Annotated in this window: 20 protein-coding genes, 1 pseudogene and 1 riboswitch; of the genes and pseudogenes, 6 read left to right on the top strand and 15 right to left on the bottom strand. The window is 39.3% G+C overall.

The features are described from left to right. Positions 1–5: 5 nt before the first annotated feature. The 8 genes and pseudogenes from ftsP to nudF all read right to left on the bottom strand — a co-directional run bounded on the left by ftsP (position 6) and on the right by nudF (position 9,884). Positions 6–1,427, bottom strand: coding sequence for a cell division protein FtsP (gene ftsP, locus AACV01_RS07115; protein WP_036918984.1), 1,422 nt, complete (start codon positions 1,425–1,427; stop codon positions 6–8). Positions 1,428–1,781: 354 nt separating this feature from the next. Continuing rightward, positions 1,782–2,531 carry a 1-acylglycerol-3-phosphate O-acyltransferase gene (locus tag AACV01_RS07110; protein ID WP_004245551.1) on the bottom strand — a complete coding sequence of 250 codons (750 nt, stop codon included), beginning with the start codon at positions 2,529–2,531 and terminating at the stop codon, positions 1,782–1,784. A 64-nt stretch (positions 2,532–2,595) separates the two neighbouring features. Next, positions 2,596–3,045, bottom strand: a complete 450-nt coding sequence (locus AACV01_RS17855; RefSeq protein ID WP_237585005.1) for a DNA gyrase C-terminal beta-propeller domain-containing protein — start codon at positions 3,043–3,045, stop codon at positions 2,596–2,598. Positions 3,046–3,372: 327 nt separating this feature from the next. Continuing rightward, a pseudogene (parC, locus tag AACV01_RS07105) lies at positions 3,373–5,553 on the bottom strand (DNA topoisomerase IV subunit A); the annotation flags it as partial. 33 nt (positions 5,554–5,586) lie between these two features. After that, entirely contained in the window at positions 5,587–7,482 is a 1,896-nt protein-coding gene (gene parE / locus AACV01_RS07100) for a DNA topoisomerase IV subunit B (RefSeq protein ID WP_004245554.1), read from the bottom strand. Positions 7,483–7,589: 107 nt separating this feature from the next. Beyond that, complete coding sequence (gene yqiA, locus AACV01_RS07095) at positions 7,590–8,180, bottom strand: esterase YqiA (RefSeq protein WP_004245556.1); 591 nt, start codon at positions 8,178–8,180, stop codon at positions 7,590–7,592. A 3-nt stretch (positions 8,181–8,183) separates the two neighbouring features. Further along, complete coding sequence (gene cpdA / locus AACV01_RS07090; protein ID WP_004245557.1) at positions 8,184–9,023, bottom strand: 3',5'-cyclic-AMP phosphodiesterase; 840 nt, start codon at positions 9,021–9,023, stop codon at positions 8,184–8,186. A gap of 231 nt (positions 9,024–9,254) precedes the next feature. Beyond that, complete coding sequence (nudF, locus tag AACV01_RS07085; protein WP_004245558.1) at positions 9,255–9,884, bottom strand: ADP-ribose diphosphatase; 630 nt, start codon at positions 9,882–9,884, stop codon at positions 9,255–9,257. 213 nt (positions 9,885–10,097) lie between these two features. On the opposite strand from nudF, the gene tolC reads away from it, so the two are divergent. From tolC to AACV01_RS07070, 3 genes are all read left to right on the top strand, one after another. Continuing rightward, positions 10,098–11,495 (top strand): outer membrane channel protein TolC, encoded by a 1,398-nt coding sequence (tolC, locus tag AACV01_RS07080; protein ID WP_004245559.1) that lies wholly within the window; start codon positions 10,098–10,100, stop codon positions 11,493–11,495. Positions 11,496–11,823: 328 nt separating this feature from the next. Further along, positions 11,824–12,552 (top strand): DUF1190 family protein, encoded by a 729-nt coding sequence (locus AACV01_RS07075; protein WP_004249472.1) that lies wholly within the window; start codon positions 11,824–11,826, stop codon positions 12,550–12,552. 7 nt (positions 12,553–12,559) lie between these two features. Further along, a complete protein-coding gene (locus AACV01_RS07070) occupies positions 12,560–13,723 on the top strand; it encodes a glutathionylspermidine synthase family protein (protein WP_004245561.1) in 1,164 nt (387 codons plus the stop codon). A 139-nt stretch (positions 13,724–13,862) separates the two neighbouring features. Here the strand turns inward: AACV01_RS07070 and ygiD are convergent, their stop codons facing one another. Then, on the bottom strand, positions 13,863–14,648 hold the full coding sequence (gene ygiD, locus AACV01_RS07065) for a 4,5-DOPA dioxygenase extradiol (protein ID WP_004249471.1): 786 nt from the start codon (positions 14,646–14,648) through the stop codon (positions 13,863–13,865). 175 nt (positions 14,649–14,823) lie between these two features. Beyond that, the gene (gene ribB, locus AACV01_RS07060; protein WP_004245565.1) at positions 14,824–15,477 is read right to left on the bottom strand and encodes a 3,4-dihydroxy-2-butanone-4-phosphate synthase; all 654 of its coding nucleotides are present in this window, start codon (positions 15,475–15,477) and stop codon (positions 14,824–14,826) included. A gap of 124 nt (positions 15,478–15,601) precedes the next feature. Further along, a riboswitch (FMN riboswitch) is annotated at positions 15,602–15,761 on the bottom strand. Between the two features lie 201 nt (positions 15,762–15,962). Here ribB and ubiK point away from each other — a divergent pair. Continuing rightward, positions 15,963–16,277 carry a ubiquinone biosynthesis accessory factor UbiK gene (gene ubiK / locus AACV01_RS07055; RefSeq protein ID WP_046334374.1) on the top strand — a complete coding sequence of 105 codons (315 nt, stop codon included), beginning with the start codon at positions 15,963–15,965 and terminating at the stop codon, positions 16,275–16,277. 60 nt (positions 16,278–16,337) lie between these two features. Here ubiK and AACV01_RS07050 read toward each other — a convergent pair whose 3' ends face one another. The 5 genes from AACV01_RS07050 to AACV01_RS07030 all read right to left on the bottom strand — a co-directional run bounded on the left by AACV01_RS07050 (position 16,338) and on the right by AACV01_RS07030 (position 24,116). Then, positions 16,338–17,645: an AAA family ATPase gene (locus AACV01_RS07050; RefSeq protein ID WP_004250215.1), complete on the bottom strand. Its 1,308-nt coding sequence runs from the start codon at positions 17,643–17,645 to the stop codon at positions 16,338–16,340. Next, positions 17,645–18,598 carry a reverse transcriptase domain-containing protein gene (locus AACV01_RS07045; RefSeq protein WP_004250214.1) on the bottom strand — a complete coding sequence of 318 codons (954 nt, stop codon included), beginning with the start codon at positions 18,596–18,598 and terminating at the stop codon, positions 17,645–17,647. Before AACV01_RS07045 ends, AACV01_RS07050 begins: the two co-directional genes overlap by 1 nt. A 210-nt stretch (positions 18,599–18,808) precedes the next feature. Continuing rightward, entirely contained in the window at positions 18,809–20,233 is a 1,425-nt protein-coding gene (gene hldE / locus AACV01_RS07040; RefSeq protein ID WP_004249466.1) for a bifunctional D-glycero-beta-D-manno-heptose-7-phosphate kinase/D-glycero-beta-D-manno-heptose 1-phosphate adenylyltransferase HldE, read from the bottom strand. A 100-nt stretch (positions 20,234–20,333) separates the two neighbouring features. Continuing rightward, positions 20,334–23,168: a bifunctional [glutamate--ammonia ligase]-adenylyl-L-tyrosine phosphorylase/[glutamate--ammonia-ligase] adenylyltransferase gene (gene glnE / locus AACV01_RS07035; protein WP_161682625.1), complete on the bottom strand. Its 2,835-nt coding sequence runs from the start codon at positions 23,166–23,168 to the stop codon at positions 20,334–20,336. Between the two features lie 24 nt (positions 23,169–23,192). After that, complete coding sequence (locus AACV01_RS07030) at positions 23,193–24,116, bottom strand: CYTH domain-containing protein (RefSeq protein WP_046335388.1); 924 nt, start codon at positions 24,114–24,116, stop codon at positions 23,193–23,195. A 219-nt stretch (positions 24,117–24,335) separates the two neighbouring features. On the opposite strand from AACV01_RS07030, the gene AACV01_RS07025 reads away from it, so the two are divergent. Together AACV01_RS07025 and AACV01_RS07020 are read left to right on the top strand one after the other, a co-directional pair. After that, positions 24,336–24,956 carry a TIGR04211 family SH3 domain-containing protein gene (locus AACV01_RS07025; RefSeq protein WP_012368329.1) on the top strand — a complete coding sequence of 207 codons (621 nt, stop codon included), beginning with the start codon at positions 24,336–24,338 and terminating at the stop codon, positions 24,954–24,956. 27 nt (positions 24,957–24,983) lie between these two features. Further along, entirely contained in the window at positions 24,984–26,207 is a 1,224-nt protein-coding gene (locus tag AACV01_RS07020; protein WP_060554866.1) for a multifunctional CCA addition/repair protein, read from the top strand. Positions 26,208–26,222: the final 15 nt, after the last annotated feature.

Below are 26,222 nucleotides of genomic sequence, written 5' to 3'. Positions count from 1 at the left end.
AATTTTTATTCTGATGGCGTGATTTCCATTTGCCCCGCAATCCCTTTATCCGCATTTTCGAGTATTTGGCTATAATAAACAAAAGGGAAATGGGAATAAGAAGGCTGTTTTAGCTCAACTAATAATTCACTCTGTTTTTCGATCCACACTGTATCTTTCCAACCAAAATCAGCAGGCGCTGGTTTTTGTCCATCATGATTAATCACTTTAAAACGTGCACCTTCAATATGAAAAGGTTGTGGTGTTTCCACTGTCACTAACCAACGTTCCCAGCCATTTTGTTTACCGACAAGATCGATCCTTGATAACTCCCAACGCGCATTATTAATACCTGGAGGACTGTTTTGTAATTGGATCGTTCTCGGTTGAATTGAGGTGGTAATTTGTGTGTCATCCACCACCAACTGTTGTGGAGCTTTATCGGTAACCAGTGACATCAGTCCAGTAGGCTTGATGGTTAGCACATTGGTATTGCGCAATAAGTTAGAAGGTTCAAAAATACCACGTAATCTATCCATAAATCCGGCACTTTGCCCAGCAGTGATAGTCACTTCTTCGCCTTCTGATAGATCAATAAGAATTTCACGTCGCTCACCCGGTGCCATAGGAATAGATTTCAATTCTACCGGTGATGTTAACAAACCTTGATCAGAGGCTATCAGATAGAGTGAGCGACCATCATTCGCCGATAACTCATAGCGTCGGGCATTCGAGGCATTAACTAAGCGTAAACGAATCCAACCTCTTGATACTTCAATATAGGGATCTTCACAGCCATTCACTAATAATGTGTCACCATAAAAGCCCTCTGTCGCGGCTTCTTTGTCGTACTGTGGAGTTCCAAAGTTATCAAGGCGTTTATCTTGAAGAATAATAGGAAAGTCATTTACCCCATAATGTTTAGGCAATGGTAACGATTTGCTCTCTTCGTCTTCAACAATCCACATGCCTACCAATCCGTTATAGACATGAGGCGCCATTTTAAAAGGCGTATTCGCATGATACCAGCAGGTGGCCGCTTTTTGACGAATAGGCAACACCGGTGACCAATAGGCTCCCGGAGACATCATCCTTGCAGCTCCACCTATTTGTGTTCCCGGAACTAATAAGCCACTTACGGTCATAGAAACGGGTTCATTAAGGCGATTGCTATAAATCAGTTTGACATCATCACCGCTTTTTACTTTGATTGTCGGACCCGGCATTGAGCCATTAATGCCCCAGACTTCTGTTTTTTGTGTGCCATCAAAGGCCCAATGCACTTTTTGTAACGTTACAAAAAGAGGCTGACCATTACGTGATTCAAGTAATGGGGGAATAGGTAGTTTTCTATCACTAACTGATCCTGCACGAACAGATGAAGATAATGAGCCCAGACATACCGCTAAGCCTGAAGCCTGTAAAAACTGGCGACGACTAAATGACATACTTTCTCCGCAACAAAATACCCATATTCCTATCCCACGAGTGAGGATCAACTGATAGGAAAAAAGCTGCTGTGATATTTAAAGACAAAAGACTTAAATCAAATTATGACAGCATAATAACGCGGATATGACATAAATCCTAAAAATAGTTGATAACTTAGTGCATTTTAATTTATTAAAGACAATATCCGTCCGAAAATCGGGATATATTCAAACGATCAATCAACCTATAACGTTTATTGTTAGCCATTATAAAGTATATAATTAAACCATTAAAATCATGATGTTATAAAAATGCCAAATCTAATCGATTTGGCATTAGGTATGATAAACAATTAAATAAATTACAGACTGTTAATTTAACTTACCTGCAAAATCGCGTTTATTCATTTCTTCCACTTCTTTATCAAGTTCTTCAATTTTAGCCTTCATGATCTGACGACAATCTTCAGCTAATTCTCTCACCTGATCTTTGTTATATTTTGATACATCAATCGGTGGCAACATTTCAACAATAACGTAGCCATTATTCCAGCGATTTAATTTTATCTTACCTTGTGTGGTAGAGACACAAACAGGCACAATAGGCACCCCCGCTTGCATCGCCGCGTGAAAAGCCCCTGTTTTAAAAGGTAATAAACCACGTCCTCGGCTACGAGTTCCTTCAGGAAACATCCATACAGAGATTTTTTTCGCTTTGATTTGCTCTGCAACCTGAGTGATGGTGCTATGGGCTTTAGAGCGATTACCTCTATCAATCAAAATATTGCCAGTGATCCAATAAAGCTGTCCAAAGAAAGGAATAAACACCAAGCTTTTTTTACCCACCGTCACGGTATTAGGTTGTACCGCATTCGACATTGTCACCATATCAAAGTTATTTTGATGGTTACCAATATAAATACTGGGTCCATAACTTTTAGCTTCTTTAGGAAAACGCTCAACTAATTTGATCCCAAAGACATGTGATAATTTGCCGAATAAACGTCCATAAGTCATTACGTGTTTCGGATTTCTGGGAGAAAACATGCAATAGATCATCCCAAAAGTCACCACAATAATGGTGTACAGAATGACAATAATGCCTCGAATAATGGCTAGCATAAGCTTTTAGCGTCCTAATAATAAGTGGGTCATATGACCCACTAATCTACATTGAAAGTTAAAATTAATGAGTTTCGATATCTATATGATCGATACTTTGTGCACCACGAGGGAGCGAGGTTCCACGACGACCACGTTTGGCTTTAAATGTCTGTAATTCATTCATCGACATCGTGAGTTTACGTTTACCAAAATGCAATGTAACACTGGCATTTTCTGGTAATACCCGCAACCAAGCGACTTTATCTTCACCACTTGCAGCCTGTGAAGCAGGAATAGAAACCATTTGGTTACCTTTTCCTTTTACCATAGTTGGCAACTCAGAGGCTTCAAAAATCAGCATTCGCCCACCCTGAGTAATGATCATGATCAAATCACTCAATTCAGCATTTAAGCGTTGAGGTGGTAATGGTAATGCATTTTCAGGTAATGTTAATAATGATTTACCAGCTCTATTTTTAGAGGTTAAGTCATCAATACTACAGATAAACCCATAACCAGCGTCGGATGCCATTAAGATCTTATCGCTACTTTCACCCATCACCACATGACGTAATTGAGCCCCTTTTTGGACTTTTAATCGTCCTGTTAAATCATCACCTTTACTACGGCCTGATGGTAATGCGTCAACATCAACAGTATAACTTTGACCCGTGGTATCAATCAGATGTACCGCTTGATTGCTCATCCCTTCAACTGCATCAAAATAATCATCCCCTGTTTTAAAGCCCACTGATTTCGCATCAATGTTATGGCCTTTTTGGCAACGGATAAGCCCTTTTTCGGACATGATCACGGTAACCGCTTCAGGGTGAAGATGTTTTAATGGGATAGGCTCATCGCCAACATCACCACTAAAATAGCTAATCTCTTCTGCTTTTAATGTTTGTTGTTGACCATCAACAGTAAAAGTGAGGGCTTCATTTTTTGCTATTAATACGATTTGTTCGATAACATCACTTTGCTCTTTGCCTAATGCAACTAAGCGAGTGCCTCGACCTTTCTTATTCATCTCATTTAGATGTTCTGCAGATATCGCCAGAATACGTGTTTTATCGGTGATAATAACTAACCAATGTTGATTGTTTTTCTTTTCTGCATCGACTAAGAAAGGCGCTAGCAATTCTGTTTCATCTGAAACCGTTAACAACCCTTTACCGGTTTTATTTTTTGTCTCCATCTCTTCATAACTGAGTACGGAGCCATAACCCTCTTTTGTTGCCAGTAAATACTCCTGTTTAGCGGCTCCCGCTAACATATATTTTACGCTGGCGTCAGGGGGGAAGGTCAATTTACCGGTTAAAGGCTCACCTTGGCTACGGCCTGATGGCATGTCATTGGGACTTAAACTATAGCTTCTACCCGTTGAATCAAGGAACAATACTGGCTGGTTGCTCATACCCCGTACCGCACTATGATAACTGTCTCCGGCACGATAACTCATGGTACTAGGATCAATTTCGTGCCCTTTCGCACTACGCACCCATCCCATTTCAGAAAGCACAATAGTCACAGGCTCTGATGGCAACATATCTTGTTCATTAACCACTTTCGCCTCTTCTTGAGGTCGAATAGGAGAACGTCGTTCATCACCAAACTCTTTAGCGTCTGCCTCTATCTCTTTTTTCAATAACGTATTGAGACGGCGAGGAGAATTTAACAGTTTTTCAATACTGTCGCGCTCTTTTTCCAGTTCATCACTTTCAGCTTGCAGTTTTATCTCTTCAAGCTTAGCTAAGTGACGTAAACGTAACTCTAAAATCGCTTCTGCTTGAATATCTGATAATGCAAAACGACGCATTAATTCGGCTTTTGGCTCATCTTCATAACGGATGATCTCAATCACTTCATCAATATTGAGATAAGCGATTAATAAACCTTTTAGAATTTCTAAACGACGTAATACTTTTTCTAAGCGATGGTTTAAACGATTGGTTACGGTTTGACGGCGATATACTAACCACTCATTTAAAATGGTTAATAGCCCTTTCACAGCAGGACGGTTATCTAACCCAATCATATTGAGGTTAACGCGATAACTTTTCTCTAAGTCTGTATTTACAAATAAGTAATACATGACTTGTTCTAAATCGACGCGATTACTACGAGGAACAATCACCAATCGAGTAGGATTTTCATGATCTGACTCATCACGTAAATCATCAACTAAAGGCAATTTTTTCGCTCGCATTAATGCAGCAATTTGTTCAAGTACCTTAGCACCAGAGACTTGATGAGGGAGAGCTGTTATCACCGCACAACCCTCTTCTTTTTGCCAAACAGCACGCATTCTAATAGAACCACGTCCTGTTTTATAAATCTTTTTGATATCCTCAGGAGCGGTGATCACTTCCGCTTCTGTTGGATAATCAGGTCCTTGTACATATTGCATAACATCAGATAACCCAGCATCAGGATTATCTAATAGCATGGTTAATGCTTGGCCGATTTCCCGCGCATTATGTGGCGGAATATCCGTTGCCATACCGACAGCAATCCCCGTTGTCCCATTTAATAAAATATTAGGTAAACGAGCAGGCAACATTTTTGGCTCTTGCAGGGTGCCATCAAAATTGGGGATCCAATCAACAGTACCATGTCCCAATTCGCTTAGCAGGATCTGTGAATATTTAGATAAGCGAGACTCGGTATAACGCATAGCTGCGAAAGATTTTGGATCATCCGGAGCCCCCCAGTTACCTTGCCCATCAATTAATGGATAACGATAAGAGAAGGGTTGCGCCATCAATACCATGGCTTCATAACAGGCGCTATCTCCGTGGGGATGATATTTACCTAATACATCCCCCACTGTTCGTGCTGATTTTTTAAATTTAGCACTGCTGTTTAAACCTAATTCAGACATCGCATAGACGATACGACGCTGTACTGGCTTTAACCCATCGCCAATAAAAGGCAATGCACGATCCATAATCACGTACATTGAGTAATTGAGATAGGCATTTTCCGTAAATAAGTGGAGCGGTTGGCGCTCTACACCATCATGAGTCAGTTCACTCATTCAATATTTTCCTCAGACGCTTGGTGAGTTCCATTACACTTCGATGTCAACTTCGTCGCCTTTTTCTTGCAACCAGTTACGGCGATCTTCAGAACGTTTTTTGGCAAGTAACATATCCATCATGCCCAACGTTTCTTGATAATTTTCATCATCAATCACCAATTGCACTAAACGACGTGTATTAGGATCAAGCGTTGTCTCACGTAATTGCAGTGGATTCATCTCACCTAAGCCTTTAAAGCGTTGCACATTTGGCTTACCTTTTTTACGGCTAAGGCGTTGCAAAATAGCGTTCTTTTCTGCTTCATCAAGGGCATAACTCACTTCTTTACCTAAGTCGATACGATAAAGAGGTGGCATAGCCATATAGACATGACCTTGCTTTACTAATGCCGGGAAATGACGAACAAATAAAGCACAAAGCAAAGTGGCGATATGTAAACCATCGGAGTCCGCATCCGCAAGGATACAAATTTTTCCGTAACGTAATTGGCTTAAATCATCACTATCAGGATCCATCCCGATCGCCACAGAAATATCATGCACTTCTTGTGACGCTAATACTTCATCAGAAGAGACTTCCCAAGTATTAAGAATTTTACCACGTAGAGGCATAATCGCTTGATATTCACGATCGCGAGCTTGTTTAGCAGAGCCCCCCGCAGAGTCCCCTTCAACTAAGAAGAGTTCGGTATAACGTAAATCTTGCGAAGTACAATCTGCTAATTTACCCGGCAATGCAGGCCCCGAAGTCAGTTTTTTTCTCACCACTTTTTTAGCCGCACGCATACGTCGTTGCGCACTACTAATAGCCATTTCAGCGAGTAATTCACCGACTTGAACGTTTTGGTTTAACCATAAACTAAATGCATTTTTTACTGCACTAGCAACAAAGGCACTGGTTTGACGTGACGATAGACGCTCTTTGGTTTGTCCTGCAAATTGAGGATCTTGCATTTTTACTGATAACACATAAGCACAACGCTCCCATGTATCATCTGCGGTTAATTTAATGCCTCTTGGCAATAAATTATGGAATTCACAAAACTCGCGCATGGCATCTAATACACCTTGGCGCAAACCATTAACGTGTGTACCACCTTGTACGGTTGGAATGAGGTTCACATAACTTTCTGTGAGTAAATCGCCTCCTTCCGGCAACCAAAGCATTGACCATTCAACGGCTTCGTTATCACCTTCAAATTTCCCTGTAAATGGCTCTTCAGGCAGGCGAACAAATTCAGCGACAGCTTCACTTAAATAGTCTGTTAAACCATCAGCGTAACACCACGTTTCTTGGGTATTATTGACTTTATCGGTAAAAGAGACATTGACGCCTGGGCACAACACCGCTTTGGCTTTTAATACATGAGATAAGCTTTTTGATGAGAAACGAGGAATATCAAAGTAAGTGCTATCCGGCCAGAAATGAACACTGGTTCCTGTATCTCGTTTAGCACACGTACCTATTTGATGTAGCTCTTCAACTTTATCACCGTTCTCAAAAGCAATTTGATATATTTTGCCTTCTCGGCGCACGGTGACTTCAATACGCTTTGATAACGCATTAACCACTGAGATCCCGACACCATGCAAGCCACCAGAGTATTGGTAGTTTTTATTGGAGAATTTTCCTCCGGCATGAAGATGGGCAAGGATCAGCTCAATAGCAGAGACTTTCAGTTCTGGATGGATATCAACCGGCATTCCTCGCCCATTGTCGATAACCTCAATAGATTGGTCTGCATATAAGATAACTTCGACCTTGGTTGCATGCCCCGCAAGCGCCTCGTCCACGCTATTATCTATCACTTCCTGTGCCAAATGGTTCGGTCTAGTGGTATCGGTATACATACCAGGACGCCGACGTACAGGCTCTAGACCATTAAGAACCTCAATATCCTTTGCATTATAACTTGATTGAGTCATTGTTTTAATCTGCGGTTCACTGTTTGAGAATACTGTTTATAATAACAGGTGTTAGCGGTAATATGATATTCATTTTTGAATTGAGACATCAACCCCAGTATTGCAGGTTAATGAGTCGAAAACGATGTTATTTTCAAAAACTGAACAATTTCCGGGAAAAAACGTTCAAAATTAACAAAAGCATGGTTTCCTCCCTGCTCTACTGTTTGCTTACAAGCGCCAAGATATGAAACCGCTTGACGATAATCAAGTATTTCATCTCCAGTTTGTTGAAGCAACCAAATAAGATCGGGGGAAGTTATCGTAGGAATACGTAAGGCAAGTAACTCATCCATATGGTGAGGTGCTAATCTATACTTTTGATGAGTATAAGGATTTTCATTATCGCCTAAAAAATCCTGTAGCAAATCAAACGGGCGAACCGCAGGATTCACCACCACTGCAGGTAAATGAAAACGTTGTGATAACCAAATAGCAAGATAGCCCCCCAGCGACGAGCCAATTAATCCTAACTTATCATTGGCATTATCTTTTACTAATTTTTCAATTAATTGAGCGGCTTGCTGAGGATAAGGGGGTAATTGGGGTACAAGTAGCTCAATATCAGGATGAGTGACTGATAACCATTGTTTAAACCCTTGCGCCTTGGCTGATTGAGGCGAGCTATTAAAACCATGTAAATAGAGGATACGAGACATGACTTAATAGCCATCCGCGTCAAGATCTGGACAAAAATCTTTACCCACTAGACGATGTACTTGAGTATCAATATTCCTCTTACCCTGTGCAGATAATGATAACTCTAAATAGCGCCAACCCGGCGAAACGGTATCTAAAGAAAAATTAGTACAATGCGGGCGAAACTGAATACAGGTAGAGGGTGTTGCTAATAAGCGAATACCATTCCACATTTCATCCATTTCTTGATGAATATGACCACATAGCATCATTTTTATTTGAGGGTGATCTTTAACACGCTCAGCTAACTGGTGAGAGTTTCTTAAACTATGTTGATCTAACCAAGTACAGCCAGAAGGCATCGGATGATGATGCAATAAGATCACAGTATCTCTTTCTTTGTGGCTTTCTAGACAGCGAGTTAGCCAATCTAACTGACAGTCAGATAACTCGCCATGGGGAACACCTTGAATTTGGCTATCTAATAATAACAATTGCCAATGTTCACCAATTAACACTTGTTTTGCCGACAGAATGCCTGCCTGATTTAAAGCATCAATCATTGCTGGTTGATAATCATGATTACCGGGTAACCACACACAAGGTGAAGGTAATCTTGCAATCCCATCAGCAAAATGCTGATAAGCTGCAAAGGATTGATCTTGAACTAAATCCCCAGTAGCAACAATCAAATCAATCGATAACCCTTGCTGTTTAATCGCGTCCAATACCGCATGATAGCTACGATAGGTATTAATTCCCAACAAGGTATCATCCACATTAGCAAAAAGGTGGGTATCTGTGATTTGTAATATTCTAACGGTGTGTTGTTGATCCACCGACAATTCAAGCTGGCTTTCCAAAAGGTTTCCTTGTTTCTCTCTTACTAGCCGTTATTTTAACGTAATTTTGTATTAAAGATCTGCCACCCAATACACATTTCAAAAGATTATTGAGAAATATTCTCGCTACCAGTCACATTTTTTATCTCTTATGTTCAAGCTTAATCGATTGTATATTCATATACTTTAAAGATAATTACGTCATTTATCATATCTTTTCATAGTGACGAATAAAGTTTCTTTTGGCAATTATCACAACCAATCTTTTCTTAAGGTGACATGATGAAGTTGTAACCACTGAAGTGCGATGACAGAAGCAGCATTATCAATTATCCCTTCTTCAACCCATTGATAAGCCTGCTCTCGGCTGACGACATGAACACGAATATCTTCATTTTCACAAGCTAGCCCATGTATGCCTGTTGCTGTTGTGGCATCCACTTCCCCTACATAGACATACATCCGCTCACTGGTTCCTCCGGGGCTTGAAAGGTAACTTACAATGGGCTTACAACGACCTATTGTGATCCCAGCTTCTTCTGTGGCTTCCCGTCTTACCACCTCTTCAGGGCTTTCTCCTTCTTCCACCATGCCGGCAATCACTTCTAATAACCAAGGTGTTTGACTTGTTTCATAAGCTGGAATACGAATTTGTTCGATTAATACAACTTCGTCTCGTTTAGGATCATAAGCCAATAAAACACCCGCATGACCACGTTCGAACACTTCTCGCTTAACTTCTGCACTCCATCCTCCCTTAAATAAACGGTGTTTGAAACGATACTCGTTCATACGGAAAAAGCCTTTATAGAGTGTTTTTTTACTTATTAGCTCAACATCATTACGTGTATATAAAAATGGTGTATTTTCCTTTTTGTTCATACAATATTCCTCTGGTTATACTTAAGTCTTTTTTTATTGCATACGTTTAATACAGATTTAAAGATATTTGCCCGCAAATCCTGTAAAGTTAACCTAAAATAAAAGGATATGGCACAAATGGCTACCCCTACTTAGGGAAACAATCTGCTAGAATTGTTTCTATACAAGATTAACAGAGGCAACTCAGCGAAACTGTTGCAACAAGGAATTAAAATGAAAAAACTGCTCTCTCTTTTAGTCACGATGAGTTTGGCAGGATTCAGCACTGCAAGTCAGGCTGAGGATCTGCTACAAGTTTATCAAAAAGCAAAGGACAGTAACCCAGAATTACGTAAGTCATTAGCTGAACGCAATCAAGCTTTTGAGAAAATCAATGAGGCACGTAGCCCATTATTACCACAATTAGGATTAGGCGCTTCTATTGATTATAAAAGTGGCTATCGTGATGCTAAAAATACCGAGTCTAACTCTCTTGGTGCGAATTTAACGCTGACTCAGACTATTTTTGATATGTCTTTATGGCGTCAATTGACCATGCAAGAAAAAACGGCGGGTATGAGTGATGTTACCTATCAAACAAGCCAACAACAGCTTATTTTAGATACCGCAACAGCTTATTTTAATGTTCTGCGTGCCATTGACTCCTTATCATTTATTGAAGCACAAAAAGAGCAGGTTTATCGCCAATTAGATCAAACTACACAGCGTTTTAATGTAGGACTTGTTGCGATTACTGACGTACAAAATGCGCGTGCAAACTACGACAGCGTGTTGGCACAAGAAGTGGCCGGACGTAATGAACTGGATAACGCATTAGAAAAACTGCGCCAAGTCAGCGGTGTGTATTATATTAATCTGGCTTCACTTAATATCGCACGTTTTTCCACCACTCCACCAGACGCCATTGATAAACTGTTAAAAGACGCAGAAGAGCGTAACTTAAGTTTACTCAGTGCTCGTTTAGGTCAAGATTTAGCCCGTGAAAATATTCGTTTAGCGCAATCAGGCCATTTGCCAACCGTAAATTTAAATGCTTCAACGGGTGTCTCAAACAGTCATAATCATGGTAGTGCTTTACCACCAGAAACACCGGCTAACAGCCGTAATAGCTATAATGGTCAAAGCAGCATCGGACTCTCTTTAAGCATTCCATTATATACAGGTGGCAGAACGAGCTCACAAGTAGAACAAGCTCAATATGGCTTTACCAGTGCCAGTGAGCAGTTAGAATCGGTATACCGTTCTATCGTACAAATTGCACGTTCTTCTTATAACAATATTTCAGCCTCCATCAGTAGCATTAAGGCCTATCAACAAGTGGTTGTATCCGCGCAAAGCTCTTTAGATGCAACTGAAGCTGGCTACCAAGTGGGTACTCGTACTATTGTTGATGTCTTAAATGCGACCACAACGCTTTATGATGCTAAACAAAAATTATCAAGTGCACGTTACGACTATTTGATTAACCAATTAAATATTCAATATGCACGTGGTACCTTAAACGAAAATGACTTAATTCAGTTAAATAATGCGTTGGGTGAAGAGATTTCTACTTCCCCTGACAACATTATTCGTCCATTAACAAGTCCCGTACTGAATACGACAAATTAATCGTTAATAGACACCGTTAACCATCAAAACCGCTTACAGTGATATACGGGTAAGCGGTTTTTTTATACACTAGCGAGAAAAAACATTTTTGGTTACAAATAGATTAAAAATAAATTCACCTAATGCCCATTACTTAAATTTATAAATAACCTAATCATTATTTGTTTAATAAATAGAGGATTTAGCTGATTTCATTGCCATTATCCCTATGAAGATCACAAATTTCTGCTAATCGCTGATGATTAGGTGTTTCTTATTTATTTTCTAACCTATTTAACCTATCCTAGCTTTTATTTTGAACGTTTTACTTTTTATGGATCTTACCAATATGACAATGAAACGTACCAAATCGATTAATCGCGATGCTTTTCGTAAAGCATTTCGCCCTTATCGTCTGGCGCCTGTTGCCATCGCCATCACCGCGGTATTCGCCCTTTCAGGGTGTGAAGAGAGTGATGAGACGGTTTCACTGTATATGAATGCACAAGAATGTGCGCAAGCGAATCCATCACAAGCAGCACAATGTGAAGATTCTTACCGCACGGCATTACAAGAAGCGCAACGTACTGCACCTAAATACGCAACAATGGAAGATTGTGTTGCTGAATTTGGTGATGCGCAATGTACACAAACTGCCTCAATTGATGGTAACCCCGTTAACACCGAAAACGCCAATAACCTCAACCCTGATAGTTCACAAATGGCACAAGCTAACTCTGGTGGTAGCTTCTTTATGCCACTGATGGCAGGTTATATGATGGGGCGTTTAATGGGTGGTGGCGCACCAGCACAGCCTTTATTTAGCTCACGTAATCCAAGTAGCCCAGCTAATGGTAAGTTTGTTGATGCAACGGGTCGTAACTATGGTCCAGCTGTCGGTGGTCGTCAAATGAACGTCCCTAAAACAGCTATGACACCAAAACCATCTACAACATCAACCATTACGCGTGGTGGCTTTGGTAATACCGTTTCACGACAAGCGGCAGCTCAACGTGCAAGCGCGACAAATAACAACCGTAGCTCAACAGGCTCCTCTTCATATCGTGCAGGTGGTTAATTAAACCATGAAACGCGAACAAATTATTGAACGTCCTGATTGGCGCGAAAAAGCCACTGAATATGGTTTTAACTTCCATACCATGTATGGCGAGCCTTACTGGTGTGAAGATGCTTATTATCAATTTTCAATGGAAGAAGTGGAAACATTAGAAGAAACCACGGAAGAGCTTCATCAGATGTGCTTACAAGTCGCTGATAAAGTGGCTAATAGTGAAGAGCTATTGACTCGTTTTCAAATTCCTCGCCATTGCTGGGATTTTGTCCGTGAGTCATGGAAAACCTCGCAACCATCGCTTTATTCACGTCTTGATTTAGCTTATGACGGTAAGGGGCCGGCAAAATTACTCGAAAATAATGCCGACACACCAACTTCATTGTATGAGTCTGCTTTTTTCCAGTGGATCTGGCTTGAAGATCAAATCAATGCGGGTCGTTTGCCACAAAATGCCGATCAATTTAATAGTATCCAAGAAAAATTGATCGACAGATTCGCTCAATTGCGTGATCAATATGGTATGCGTTATCTGCACATGTCATGTTGCCAAGATACGCAAGAAGATCGCGGTACCGTACAATATTTACAAGATTGTGCAGAAGAAGCCGAAGTCACTACCGATTTCGTTTTTATTGAAGATATTGGTTTAGGTGAACGGGGTGAGCTGACCGATCTACAAGACCAGATCATCAGCAATATGTTTAAACTCTATCCTTGGGAGTTTATGTTCCGTGAAGATTTCTCGACCAAACTTGCTGATGCAGGGATCCGTTGGTTAGAGCCAGCTTGGAAAAGTATTATTTCCAACAAAGCATTACTGCCAATGCTGTGGGAAATGTTCCCTAATCATCCTAATTTATTACCCGCTTATTTTTATGACGGTAAAGCGCCAGATTCATTATCACGCTATGTTATCAAACCGCTCTTTTCACGAGAAGGGGCGAATATTCGTATCGTTGAAAATGGTAAAGATATCGCTGTTGCTGATGGCCCTTACGGTGAAGAAGGCTTTATTGTTCAGGACTTCCATCCACTGCCAAAATTTGGTGATAGCTATACATTAATTGGTAGCTGGCTAGTTAACGACCAATCTGCAGGTATTTGTATTAGAGAAGATAAAGAGCTTATCACGCAAGATCTGTCTCGTTTCTATCCACATATTATTTTAGATTAATAACGCAATTGCTGTGATAGCAAAACTTATTGTCTAGCATTGACCCCCTCCCCGCCCTGAACTAAAGGGCGGGGTTTTATGGCACACCTAAAAAATAAATTTAGCCTTAACATTCTATCAATTAGTTTTATTGAATATTTTACCCAATTTGAAAGGTCATCATGCTAAGTGATTTATTAATAATATCATTATTTAATAAAGTTACTTTTTCATCCGGCTGTTTTAAACCGAGTAGATATAATGCAGGTAAAAAATGTTCTGCTGTTGGGTGTGCGAGTTGCCCTTCTTGCGTTGATAAAATGGTAAAAAGCGCTTCAGGCACTTTATCACTTTGTAAACAGCGCTCTACTGTTTCACTAAAAGATAATGCCCAAGAGTAAGGCTCTGCTTGGTCATTTTGCCAATCCATCATTCTTAAATTATGAACGATATTACCACTGCCAATCACTAATACACCTTCTCTACGTAGCTCAACCAGTTTTTTTCCAAACTCATAGTGCCACTGTGGCGATTGGTTAGCATCAATACTTAACTGAACAACAGGAATATTAGCATTAGGGTACATCTTCTCTAATATTCCCCAACTACCGTGATCGAATCCCCATTGCTCCATATCCAGTTTTAATTTCATCGGATCAATCAGATCTTCAATTAATGCAACGAGACCAATGGAGCCTTTTGCAGGATATTCTATTTGGTATAACTCTGGTGGAAATCCATAAAAATCATGGATAGTTTTAGGATGAGTCATCGCTGTAATATAAGTCCCTTGCGTATACCAATGCGCTGAGATGACTAATATTGCTTTAGGCTTAGGCAGTGTCTCTCCTAACGTCGTCCAGAGGCGAGTATATTTATTATCTTCCAATACATTCATTGGACTGCCATGTCCAACAAATAGCGCTGGCATCAATTTTCTGTCCATAATCACCTCTTATCATCTTGCTATCTATGGCATTTAGCATACTGCCTTCTTACTTGAAATATAGTCAAAGAAGTGTGAAATAGTTATTCAAAAAATATGAAAAAGCCACTTAGGGAAACTTAAGTGGCTTGAATAAGTGTGTGTGTGTTTTCAGTGTCGTTTTAACTTGTTAATTTCAGCCCGCTTTCTTCTCCTCGCGAAGACGATAAGCCACTAAATCTTCAATCGTTAACACTGGCATATCATGCTGTTTAGCAAAAGTGACAACTTCTGGCGCTCTGGCCATGGTGCCATCGTCATTGGTTAATTCACATAACACGGCAACAGGTTTAAAACCCGCTAACGTTGCTAAATCAATAGAAGCTTCAGTATGTCCACCACGTGTTAATACACCACCAGGTTGCGCTCGTAATGGGAATACGTGACCTGGACGATTTAAATCACTTGGTTTTGCATTATCAGCAGCAGCTGCACGTACTGTCGTTAAACGGTCTGCTGCTGAAACTCCCGTAGTCACCCCTTGGGCTGCTTCAATAGTTACCGTAAATGCGGTATGAAAATGACTGGTGTTATTTTCTACCATCATAGGTAAATCGAGTTGTTGACGGCGCTCTTCGGTAATACAGACACACACAATACCACTGCCATGACGAATAGACATCGCCATTTGTTCTGTGGTCATGGTTTCTGCGACAAATACCATATCGCCTTCATTTTCACGGTTCTCATCATCAAGCACCATCACACCTTTACCGGCACGAAGGGCTTCAAGCGCACGCTCAACACGCTCTAATGGAGAGCCAAATTCGGAAAGTAGCGTCTGATTCATGGTAAAAAAACCTCAATAATTAATGAAAGTTACCAGAACCAGGGCAGTCTTAGGAGTGGATCTCTGCTGTATAAATAGACAAGCAGAAACAACAGGAATGGATACAAGGATCCCACTGATGCTATTTTATTCTCTCCCATCCAGACTTTAACTGTCGGCTCCAGAATTACACTGGATCTGCTGACCTTTGCATCACATTGGTAATACAAAGCGCTCGCGGGCTTTACCTGATTATTCAGGTATCTACCGCCGGTGGGGACTTTCACCCCGCCCTGAGATAAACAGGGAAACTATACGCTTTAAAATAATAAGAGGCAATCCCAATCCACAATAACCCTTGTCAAATCACACTAATCTGTTATTGATAGGCAAAGAATTTAACGATTTATCATAAAAATATAACAATAATATCGATATCAGGTTTTATTCCCACAGCCCTCATATTACACTTAGCATAGCTTTCTATTTTATTGTGAGGACTATCCATGCTGGACCCAAAAAAAATTGAACAAGTCGCTCGCCAAATCCAAAATGTACTACCACAAGGTATCAAAGATTTAGGTGATGATATTGATAAGAAAATCCGTGCAATACTTCAATCTCAATTAAACAAATTAGATTTGGTTAATCGCGAAGAATTTGATGTGCAAACACAAGTGCTGTTACGTACTCGCGAAAAATTGGCTCGTTTAGAGCAACGTTTAAATGAGTTGGAAGCAGGACAACAAGCGCCAGTGGAAGTTGCACAGATTGAAGAAGTTGATGTTATTGTTGAAACTGGGAATGACAGTAAAGCTTAGTTGATAGTGTAATAACACCCTGTGCCACATTCGGACAGGGTGTTTTCTCAAAAATAACTTTCATTTGTTAATAAATTCTCTTAGTTCGGCTATTGTTTGTTCTATTTTATCTTCAAAATCAATATCGAGGATATTAAAAAAAGCTTCGTAACCAATATCTTTAATTACTGTTTTACAGTAATATTTACTTTTACAATTATCAACCCCGATTGAAGGTAAATTAAATCTATTATTTTCTTCAGTATATTTTCTAAAAAACTCATCTTCTATATCTAAAAATGGACTATATAAGATATTATCTCCAGATACTTTACCTCGAGAGTCACCATCTAAAAAAGAAATCATATGTTTACTTTCACAAATAAAGTTTTCCCGCTTATTTCTTCTCATAAAATCTATAACATTTGAAGCACCACCTATATAAATAATCTTTACTGATTTATTTGTATCAATTTTAGAAATTAATCTTTTTAAATAAATTTCCAACATTATATCTTCTGTTAGAATATATTTATCATAATCTTTAAAACCAAAAAGCTCACCCACAATATAACTATATGAGACTTCTCTCATAATTAGCCTGGAATTAATATTCTCTAAATAAAATATAGACTCACCAACCTGTTGATATAACACTCTCATAATAGGAAGAGAATGTGTTGTAAATATTATTTTTTTCTTATATTTATCACACAAATTATTGAGGGCTTGTATTAATCTAACTTGAGCAGAGGCATCAAGAGAAATATCAATTTCATCTACAACAATTAATTTACAATCAGAAGTTACTGTCTTATATAGATTTATTACAAAGTACTCTCCAGAGCTAAAATAATCCTCTCTAATATATCTATATCCATCAAGAGGAAGAAAATAATACTTATTACCTCTTATTATTACCTCTTTGAGTGATGAGAATCTCTCTCCTATATAGATTTGGCTCAAAAAATAAATTATTTCTATATTTTTATTAAACTCTCCCTTAATATAACTCTCTCTTAATTCTTTATCAATATTACCTAAAACAGGAAAATTAGAGAAACGTTTTCCATAAGGAATAGGGAGTTCAACATTTAAAAAACTTTCATCAATAATATCTTTTGAATCAATTTCTCCGTTATTACAATAATAATGATAATTGTTTTTATTTATAGATATTGTTATATTAGTTTCTTTATTTATACTGAAAATTGAAGATGTCTTATTTAAGACACTTATATCTTTTAATAAGCATAATGATTTTACTATAGATGTTTTCCCTATTCCATTCCGGCCAGTTATACAAATTAAATTCCTATTGGAAAAATCGAAATCTAATAAAACATTATTAATGTGTTGTAATGATTTAATGTTTAGTGATATAAACATCACAAATCACCTTTATTTTTAATTAATTTATTAATTATTGAATTACCATATTTACGTCTTAGCTTATTTATATAAACTGGATCAACACCTAATGCATAAGATAATTTTCCAGCTAAAGAAAATATTGCACTCATTTCATCCATTTCTGAAAACTTGACAAATTTATCTTTATTATTAATAAGAAAAAATATTTTAACTTCTATCTCTTTTTTTAACTGACGACTTATCGAAAGAGTTCCTACAGGAGAAATACTTATACCTAATATATTCCTTTCAAATTTTTTTGTTATTATTTTTGTTTTTTTATCATTTAAATGAAATACATTATCCTGATTATAATTCAATATATTATTAATCTCTTGGTTAATTGAATTCTTATCTAAGTTATTTTTACCTGATAAAATAATATCATCCGCATATCTTGTATATATTAAATCGTTATTTTTAGCAAAACAATCTATTTTACAATCAATATCATACATAACAAAATTACTTATAGCTGGTGATGAAGAAAAACCTATAGGTAGTTTTTTATCTATAGTAACTAACTCTAATATTCTAGATAAATGAACCATTACATCATTTGTATCTAAAAAAGAAATATCTTTTACTTTTTCTATTATTTTATTTTTTATTAAGTCATAGCCTATAGATGGAAAAAAATTTTCAATATCTGTTTTATATATATAATTATTAAACCTATGAGGAGAAATACAATCTACTACATTAACTCCTTTTCGATAAGAGTAAACTAAATCTTTTCTAAACTCTATATTTTCAAAAATAAATTTAGATAAAAATAGTTGAATTGTTTTTAATTCATCACTGATTGAATAACATTTTTTATTATTAAAATTAAATTCTTTAATATGATCATTTAAAGATAATGTATAAAATTGTTCGAAACTCTCTTTTCCATTAAAATAAAAATTAAAGACTTCCTCTAATTTCATATTCTTTCCCCCTATATATTAGAAAGGGTGAAGAATCTCTCTTCACCCTTTCTAATATATTTATACTGCCTTTAGGGACTCCCTTTATGACTGGAGATAACTCGCTAGTCAGGAGTATGGTTATATTATAGCCATTTCCAACATAAACGGCAAGTACATCCAACAAAAGCACTCATTAGAGTGCCCTTTCAATTATAATAAACAGCTTAATTATTTCTTTTTAATGGCATTAATAATATTAGTTGTGGAAATACCATCTTCAAAATTAAGTACTTTCACTTCACCACCCGCAGCCCACACCTCTTTACTGCCAGCAATGTCTTCGGGTTTATAATCGCCACCTTTTACTAAAATATCAGGCAATACTGATGCAATTAAACGCTGTGGGGTATCTTCTTCAAACGCGACAACCCAATCAACTGCCCCTAACGCGCCTAATACGGTCATTCGTTGCTCTAATGGGTTGACTGGGCGACTTTCACCTTTTAATCGTTTAGTTGATGCATCACTATTTACCGCAACAATCAGGCGATCACCCAATTTACGTGCATTAGCTAAATAACTAACATGCCCAGCATGAAGAATATCAAAACAACCATTTGTCATCACTATGCGCTCACCACGTTGACGCGCTAAAGCAACCGCTTGTTTGAGTTGTGACTCTTCCATAATACCAAAGCCGTTATCAGCACGCCCGCGAATAGCATTTTCAAGCTCAATAGGAGAAACCGTTGACGTTCCCAGTTTCCCCACAACCACACCAGCCGCAGCGTTGGCAAGAAAGCACGCTTCCGCTAATGGTTTGCCTGCAGCTAACGCAGTAGCAAGCACGCCGATAACCGTATCTCCCGCCCCTGTCACATCATAAACTTCTTGTGCTTGAGTGGGTAAATGCAATGGCGCTTCATTGGCTTGTAATAAACTCATGCCCCGCTCTGAACGAGTGATCAATAGTGCATCAAGTGCTAAATCTTTTACTAGTTGAGTGCCCTTTTCTACTAGCTCATCATCTGTATGACAAACGCCCACTACTTGCTCAAATTCTGACATATTCGGTGTTAAGAGTGTGGCACCACGGTAGCGTTCAAAATCACTGCCTTTAGGATCGATTAGTACCGGCACACCTGCTTTTTTAGCTAATTGGATCATTTGCTGTACGTGAGAAAGTGCACCTTTAGCATAATCCGATAAAATTAAGGCACCCATTGAGGGTAATGCTTGTTGAATACGCTCATAAATTGGCTCTGGAGAGACATTGCTAAATCCCTCTTCAAAATCAAGGCGGATAAGTTGTTGGTTACGTGATAGGACACGTAATTTAGTAATAGTTGGATGTGTCGCAATAGAGACGAAATCACAACGCACATTAACCTGACTTAATGTATTGCTTAATGCTTTTGCCGCTTCATCGATGCCGGTTAACCCCACCAAACGAGAATTAGCCCCTAAAGAAGCAATATTCATTGCAACGTTAGCTGCACCACCCGGACGCTCTTCTATGGTATCTACTTTTACCACAGGCACTGGTGCTTCTGGTGAGATCCGACTTGTAGGACCATACCAATAACGGTCTAACATGACGTCACCGACAACCAGCACATTGGCTTTATTAAAATCCGGCAGCGTTACTTTCATCCCATACTCCACATTATTTTCAAAAATAAGCCGAAATAATACCATAACTTGTTACGCAAAAAGCGAAACTCATCAGAATAGTGTGAACAAAAAAGAGCGTTTATTCATCTAACCATTTTTGTTTACTACTCAATACCCATTGCCGTTCTGTTATAAAACAATGTTCATCAACAACCGCAGGTAATGTTTGTAATGCAAGATGATGAAGCTCATTACGTAAGGTGACATAAGCTTGAGTTAATAACTGAGCCTCTTGTTCACTCATCACTTGGTATTTTGCCATTAATTCCAAAATTCGCACATTATCAGACCAACGGGTCAAAGCCGGATATTGATGTGAAAAGCGCAATACCAAATATTGTGCGATAAACTCAATATCAGTGATCCCCCCTGATGAGGCTTTTAAATCAAATGTATTGCTTTGAGTGGGTGCCAAATGCTGTACCATTTTTTGGCGCATCTCACGCACTTCCTGCTGCAGTACAGTTGCGTTACGTGCTAAACATAATGTTTCATGGCGAGTACGTGCAAACATCTGCTGTAATTGGTCATCGCCATAAATCATTCTTGCACGAATTAATGCTTGATGCTCCCAAGTCCAAGCTTCATTTTTCTGATACTCATCAAAAGCTTGAATAGTGCTTACCAACATACCTGATTCACCAGAAGGACGTAAGCGTGCATCTACTTCATATAACACGCCGGAAGAGGTTCTGGTGCTAAATAGATGAATAATACGCTGCGCTAAACGTAAATAGAATTGGCGAGCATCAATCTGTTTTGCCCCCGTTGTCAGAATATTCATTGGGCAATCTAATAAAAAAACCAAATCTAAATCAGAACTATACCCTAATTCCCAGCCCCCTAATTTGCCATACCCAACGACCGCAAAACCTAAACCGTCTCGTTGCGCTAAATGCGCAGGCTCCCCATAGCGTTTCACCATATAGGACCATGCTTGGTGAACAACGGCATGGATAATGGCTTCCGCTAAATAGGTTAGGTGATCGCTGACTTTCATCACCGGTAATACCCCTGCAATATCCTCTGCGGCAATACGCAATAGCTGGGCTTGTTTAAATTGGCGTAATGCTTCTAAACGTTGCTCTTCATCTTCTTCTGGCACACGCAATAAATATTGACGTAATTCGTCCTGATAGGCATTTAATGGTAATGGTTGATAGAGGGAATGAGGATCGAGTAATTCATCCAATAATAATGGATGTCGTGTTAATTGTTCAGCAATCATCGGTGATGCAGCACATAAGCGCACTACGTGGGTTAATACCTCATCAGACTCTTGCATTAACTCTAGATAAGTGGTTCGACTTACAATGCCCAATAACAACGGGGTGATACGCTGTAAGATCACCAACGCTTGTGGTTGAAGACACACTTTAGCCAATAACTTAGGCATTAGCGCATCAAGCACGTCACGCCCTCTAGGCCCTATAGTACGTTTACTGATATCTTGGCGAAACAGTTGCAGTGTTTGACAAATAGCTTGCCTATCTTCTGCCGTTAGCCCTTGATGAAAAAGCGTTGCGCTATCAGGTAAACGCCCTAATAACCATAATCGCTTAAATTCGCTGACATCTTCTTCATCTTCATTTTCATCATCTTCGCCAATCAGTTGCGTAAAAATAACGGAAACAGCCTGCATTTTTTGGTTAATTTGTTGATAGAGCATTTGCCAATCGTCAAATCCCATCGCAAACGCCAGTCGTGCCTTATCTTCAAGATTGTCAGGTAACGTTTGTGTTTGTTGATCCGCAATAGATTGAAGAAGATTTTCTAATCGACGTAAGAAAAGATAGCTATCTGCTAACTGTGATGTTTCTTGTGCAGAGAGTAATTCCAATTTAGCAATGACATTAAGCACTGTTAATAGTGAATGACTTTGTAGCTCAGGCTCTCTACCGCCTCGAATTAATTGAAAAACCTGAGTAATAAATTCAATTTCACGTATCCCCCCCGCCCCAAGCTTTATATTATCAATCATCCCTCGACGACGTACTTCACGACTTATCATCGATTTCATATTACGAAGAGATTGGATCACACTAAAATCGATATAGCGACGATAAACGAAAGGGCGCAACATTTGGCGTAAGATTTGGCAATACTCTCTTTTTTCTGCCCCCAAAACACGCGCTTTTACCATTGCATAGCGCTCCCAATCACGCCCTTGCTCTTGATAATAATCTTCAAGCGCGGCAAAGCTCATCACTAAAGGGCCACTTTCGCCAAAAGGACGTAAACGCATATCTACACGATAAACAAAACCATCTATTGTATGTTGATCTAACACTTTAATCAGTTTTTGCCCTAATCGGGTAAAAAACTGAGCATTATCTAATTCACGTCGCCCACCTTGAGTCACACCATTTTCAGGATAAGCAAAAATAAGATCGATATCAGAAGAGAAATTCAGTTCAAATCCACCTAACTTGCCCATTCCCAAAATAAGTAATGGCTGAGGTTTTCCCTCACTATCACAAGGCGTTCCCCATTGTTGGCAACATTGCTGATATAGCGTATCTTTGGCGACACTAATCAAGGTTTCCGCGAGTACACTCAATTGTTTGAGCGTACAGGGTGTATCACAGAGTTGGAAAAATTGTGACCAGGCAATACGCACTAATTGTTGATGACGGAACTGTCGTAAAATGGCCATCAAGTCATCTTCATTATCAACATGAGTGAGTTGTTGCTTTAATTGAGATGAGTAATTTTGCCACTCATCACTAACAGGTGGTGTTTGTCTGATTTCCGTTAACCAGTGAGGATTGACACGTAAATGCTCGGTTGCAAAGGGGCTAAAGGCAAAAAATTGCTGCTCTCGCTCACTAAAAGGGGCAAGCTCGTTGAGCTTTGTAGAAAACGTGCATTGTGCTTTATCCCATAATTGTTGAAACACACTGTTAGCAGACATAATAAACTCTCAATTGTCAGAAAATTAAGCGATAGCCAGCAACCACGCCATTGCAGATAATTTAAAATTCAGCCATAACACATGATAATAATCCGTTGCGCGGGTAAAGGATAACAACGAAAGATTATCGAGTGCTTGCTGCATTGATTCAGGTAACTGAGGCTGCTTTTTACACCAATCAGAAAACAGTGCTAACATAGCGGGCATAGTGAGTGTTGGTGGCGTCGGATTAGCAAAAATAGCTTCTTCTAACGCTTGAATAGCCGCTAACCACTTAGTCAGCTGTTCCGCTATTGTGTCATTAGGTGCAAGATTGACCACACTTAACGATAATGCGGGCTTATCTTTAGCAAGATAATAACCACGGGCAGCTTTACTGCGTGAAGCAAGTCGTAATCCCCCTTGTTCACCTAAAAAAGTCGCCAAAGCAATCACATCCGCCACTTGACCTTTTTTTAGCTCCAGTTCAAACTCTTCAATAGGTAATTCATATTGCGCTGTACGAATAGTGCCTTTATCTAGCACCACTTCAATTTGACTCTCTAAATAATCCACCAGCCAAATTTCACGATGAAAATCGGTATGAAAAAGAACCTTTAATTGTGCTTGTAATGCCGTTAAATCGGTATTATCCGGCCAAATTTCTGCGGGGAAACGGGTTAAATCGAGGGTTGGCTCATTTAATGTCACATTATATTCTGGGCGTTGATGTAACCCCGCAACCACTTTACCCGCTGTTTTAATTGTCATTTCATAATGAGAGTCAATGCCACGGATACGTAGCCCCATGTCCCAATTACGCATCTGATTATCTGAGGTTTCAAAGTAAAGATTAGTCAATTTATGCGATGGTGTATGCTGGTATGGCAAAGTCAGAATGCGCTGAATAATCTGAGGAATAGCGGCAGGTATCGCACTAAGTTTGAGTTCGGTTTCTAATTGGCTCATTCTATTTCCCTTAAGTAAATCAATCGATTAGTAAAATATTTAACGCATTGTTATTTCGCAAATGGTAGTCTATTCACAATAATGAATAAAAGGCAGATTACCCTTATATTCTATCAGTTAAGACTGTTCTCATTCTGGTTTACTATTTGCTTACGCAAACTTTACTCTTTAGTATCAGTAAAAATATTCTCTTGTATAGATAAAAAAGTTGAAAACATAATGCGAAAATTACCTTTACTTTTTCTTTCCTTACTTGGCTTAGGCGTTTCTCTGAGCTCACACGCAGAAACTCGTTATGTTTCCGATGAATTATCCACCTATGTTCACAGTGGCCCTGGTAATCAATACCGTATTGTTGGCTCATTAAGTTCAGGGGCAACAGTTACGGTACTTTCTCGTAATGCCGCTACAGGTTATGTGCAAATCAAAGACGATAAAGATCGGACAGTTTGGTTACCAGAAAATCAATTAAGTACACAACCGAGTATGCGCACTCGCATTCCGGCTATGGAAAAAGAGATCCAAACCCTACGCGATAAATTAGCGAATATCGACCAAAGCTGGAACCAGCGCACAATTGACATGCAAAATAAAGTGTCAAACAGCGATGAAATTATCAATGGTTTGAAAAAAGAAAATGAGCAGATGAGAACAAAATTAGCGGTTGCTGAGAAAAAACTCGATTTTGCTAATCAACAATTAGATGATAGGCAGCGTGATATCATCCTACAGTGGTTTATGTATGGTGGTGGTGTTGCCGGTGCTGGTCTTATTTTGGGTTTAATATTGCCACATATTATTCCTCGTCGCCGTAAGCGTAATGACCGTTGGATGAATTAATCACAGGCAATTAAGGATCAAGATCCCGTGAAAATCTACCTTGTTGGTGGTGCTGTGCGCGACCAACTATTAAATTTACCGGTAAAAGACAGAGATTGGGTAGTGGTTGGCGCAACGCCAGAGACACTATTACAACAAGGCTACCAACAAGTGGGTAAAGATTTTCCGGTTTTTCTTCACCCTGATACTCACGAGGAGTACGCTTTAGCGCGTACCGAACGAAAATCAGGCTCAGGTTACACGGGATTTACCTGCTATGCAGCCCCTGATGTGACCTTAGAAGATGATTTGCAACGGCGTGATTTAACCATTAACGCCATTGCTTACTCTGCTAAAGGTGAATATATCGATCCCTATCATGGCATTGATGATATTCATGCCAAATTACTGCGCCATGTTTCTGATGCATTTAGTGAAGATCCATTAAGGGTACTACGTGTCGCTCGTTTTGCGGCTCGTTTTGCCCCCTTAGGTTTTACAATAGCGCCGGAGACGATGTCATTGATGCAAGAGATGACAAACAGTGGTGAATTAAATGCCCTCACGGCTGAACGAGTGTGGAAAGAAACGGAAAAAGCACTTCACAGCCAAGCCCCACAAGTCTATTTTGAGATCTTACATCAATGTGGCGCTCTAAAAATACTTTTCCCTGAAATTAATGCACTCTTTGGCGTTCCTGCCCCTAAAAAGTGGCATCCTGAGATTGATACGGGTATCCATACCATGATGGTATTAGCCATGGCCAGCTGGTTGACTGACGATATCGCGGTACGTTTTAGCGCGCTTTGTCATGATCTCGGTAAAGGTGTTACCCCGGTAGAAAATTGGCCTCACCATCATGGACATGGCCCTGCGGGTGTTCCTTTAGTTGAGGCTCTGTGCCAACGTTATCGTATTCCTAACCAGATACGTGATCTCGCCAAACTGGCAGCCAAATATCACGATCATCTCCACCGCATAGAAAAAATGCGCCCCTCAAAAATAATTCGACTTTTCGATGCGATTGATGCTTGGCGCAAACCAGAACGCATCGATCAACTCGCTATAATTAGCGAGGCCGATGCAAGGGGACGCCAAGGAGCAGAAAATTTGCCTTATCCCCAAGGAATATTTTTTCGCCAAGCCTTTAAGATTGCCAATCAAGTTGATGTTAAATCAATTGTCAGTCGTGGTTTAAAAGGCAGTGCCATACGAGAAGCATTAACTAAACAAAGAGAAGTCGCGATAATAGAATGGAAATCGCGACTTTAACTATTGAGGCAAATA

This window comes from Proteus sp. G2609, from assembly GCF_963896135.1.
Classification (GTDB): Bacteria; Pseudomonadota; Gammaproteobacteria; order Enterobacterales; family Enterobacteriaceae; genus Proteus; species Proteus mirabilis.
This window is presented reverse-complemented; position numbering and strand designations above follow the sequence as displayed.

What these genes read in the sequence shown, in the direction of transcription:
- ftsP (WP_036918984.1), bottom strand. Translation starts at nt 1,427, where the DNA reads ATGTCATTTAGTCGTCGCCAGTTTTTACAGGCTTCAGGCTTAGCGGTA.
- AACV01_RS07110 (WP_004245551.1), bottom strand. Translation starts at nt 2,531, where the DNA reads ATGCTAGCCATTATTCGAGGCATTATTGTCATTCTGTACACCATTATT.
- AACV01_RS17855 (WP_237585005.1), bottom strand. Translation starts at nt 3,045, where the DNA reads ATGGCATCCGACGCTGGTTATGGGTTTATCTGTAGTATTGATGACTTA.
- parE (WP_004245554.1), bottom strand. Translation starts at nt 7,482, where the DNA reads ATGACTCAATCAAGTTATAATGCAAAGGATATTGAGGTTCTTAATGGT.
- yqiA (WP_004245556.1), bottom strand. Translation starts at nt 8,180, where the DNA reads ATGTCTCGTATCCTCTATTTACATGGTTTTAATAGCTCGCCTCAATCA.
- nudF (WP_004245558.1), bottom strand. Translation starts at nt 9,884, where the DNA reads ATGAACAAAAAGGAAAATACACCATTTTTATATACACGTAATGATGTT.
- tolC (WP_004245559.1), top strand. Translation starts at nt 10,098, where the DNA reads ATGAAAAAACTGCTCTCTCTTTTAGTCACGATGAGTTTGGCAGGATTC.
- AACV01_RS07075 (WP_004249472.1), top strand. Translation starts at nt 11,824, where the DNA reads ATGACAATGAAACGTACCAAATCGATTAATCGCGATGCTTTTCGTAAA.
- AACV01_RS07070 (WP_004245561.1), top strand. Translation starts at nt 12,560, where the DNA reads ATGAAACGCGAACAAATTATTGAACGTCCTGATTGGCGCGAAAAAGCC.
- ygiD (WP_004249471.1), bottom strand. Translation starts at nt 14,648, where the DNA reads ATGGACAGAAAATTGATGCCAGCGCTATTTGTTGGACATGGCAGTCCA.
- ribB (WP_004245565.1), bottom strand. Translation starts at nt 15,477, where the DNA reads ATGAATCAGACGCTACTTTCCGAATTTGGCTCTCCATTAGAGCGTGTT.
- ubiK (WP_046334374.1), top strand. Translation starts at nt 15,963, where the DNA reads ATGCTGGACCCAAAAAAAATTGAACAAGTCGCTCGCCAAATCCAAAAT.
- AACV01_RS07050 (WP_004250215.1), bottom strand. Translation starts at nt 17,645, where the DNA reads ATGTTTATATCACTAAACATTAAATCATTACAACACATTAATAATGTT.
- AACV01_RS07045 (WP_004250214.1), bottom strand. Translation starts at nt 18,598, where the DNA reads ATGAAATTAGAGGAAGTCTTTAATTTTTATTTTAATGGAAAAGAGAGT.
- hldE (WP_004249466.1), bottom strand. Translation starts at nt 20,233, where the DNA reads ATGAAAGTAACGCTGCCGGATTTTAATAAAGCCAATGTGCTGGTTGTC.
- glnE (WP_161682625.1), bottom strand. Translation starts at nt 23,168, where the DNA reads ATGTCTGCTAACAGTGTGTTTCAACAATTATGGGATAAAGCACAATGC.
- AACV01_RS07030 (WP_046335388.1), bottom strand. Translation starts at nt 24,116, where the DNA reads ATGAGCCAATTAGAAACCGAACTCAAACTTAGTGCGATACCTGCCGCT.
- AACV01_RS07025 (WP_012368329.1), top strand. Translation starts at nt 24,336, where the DNA reads ATGCGAAAATTACCTTTACTTTTTCTTTCCTTACTTGGCTTAGGCGTT.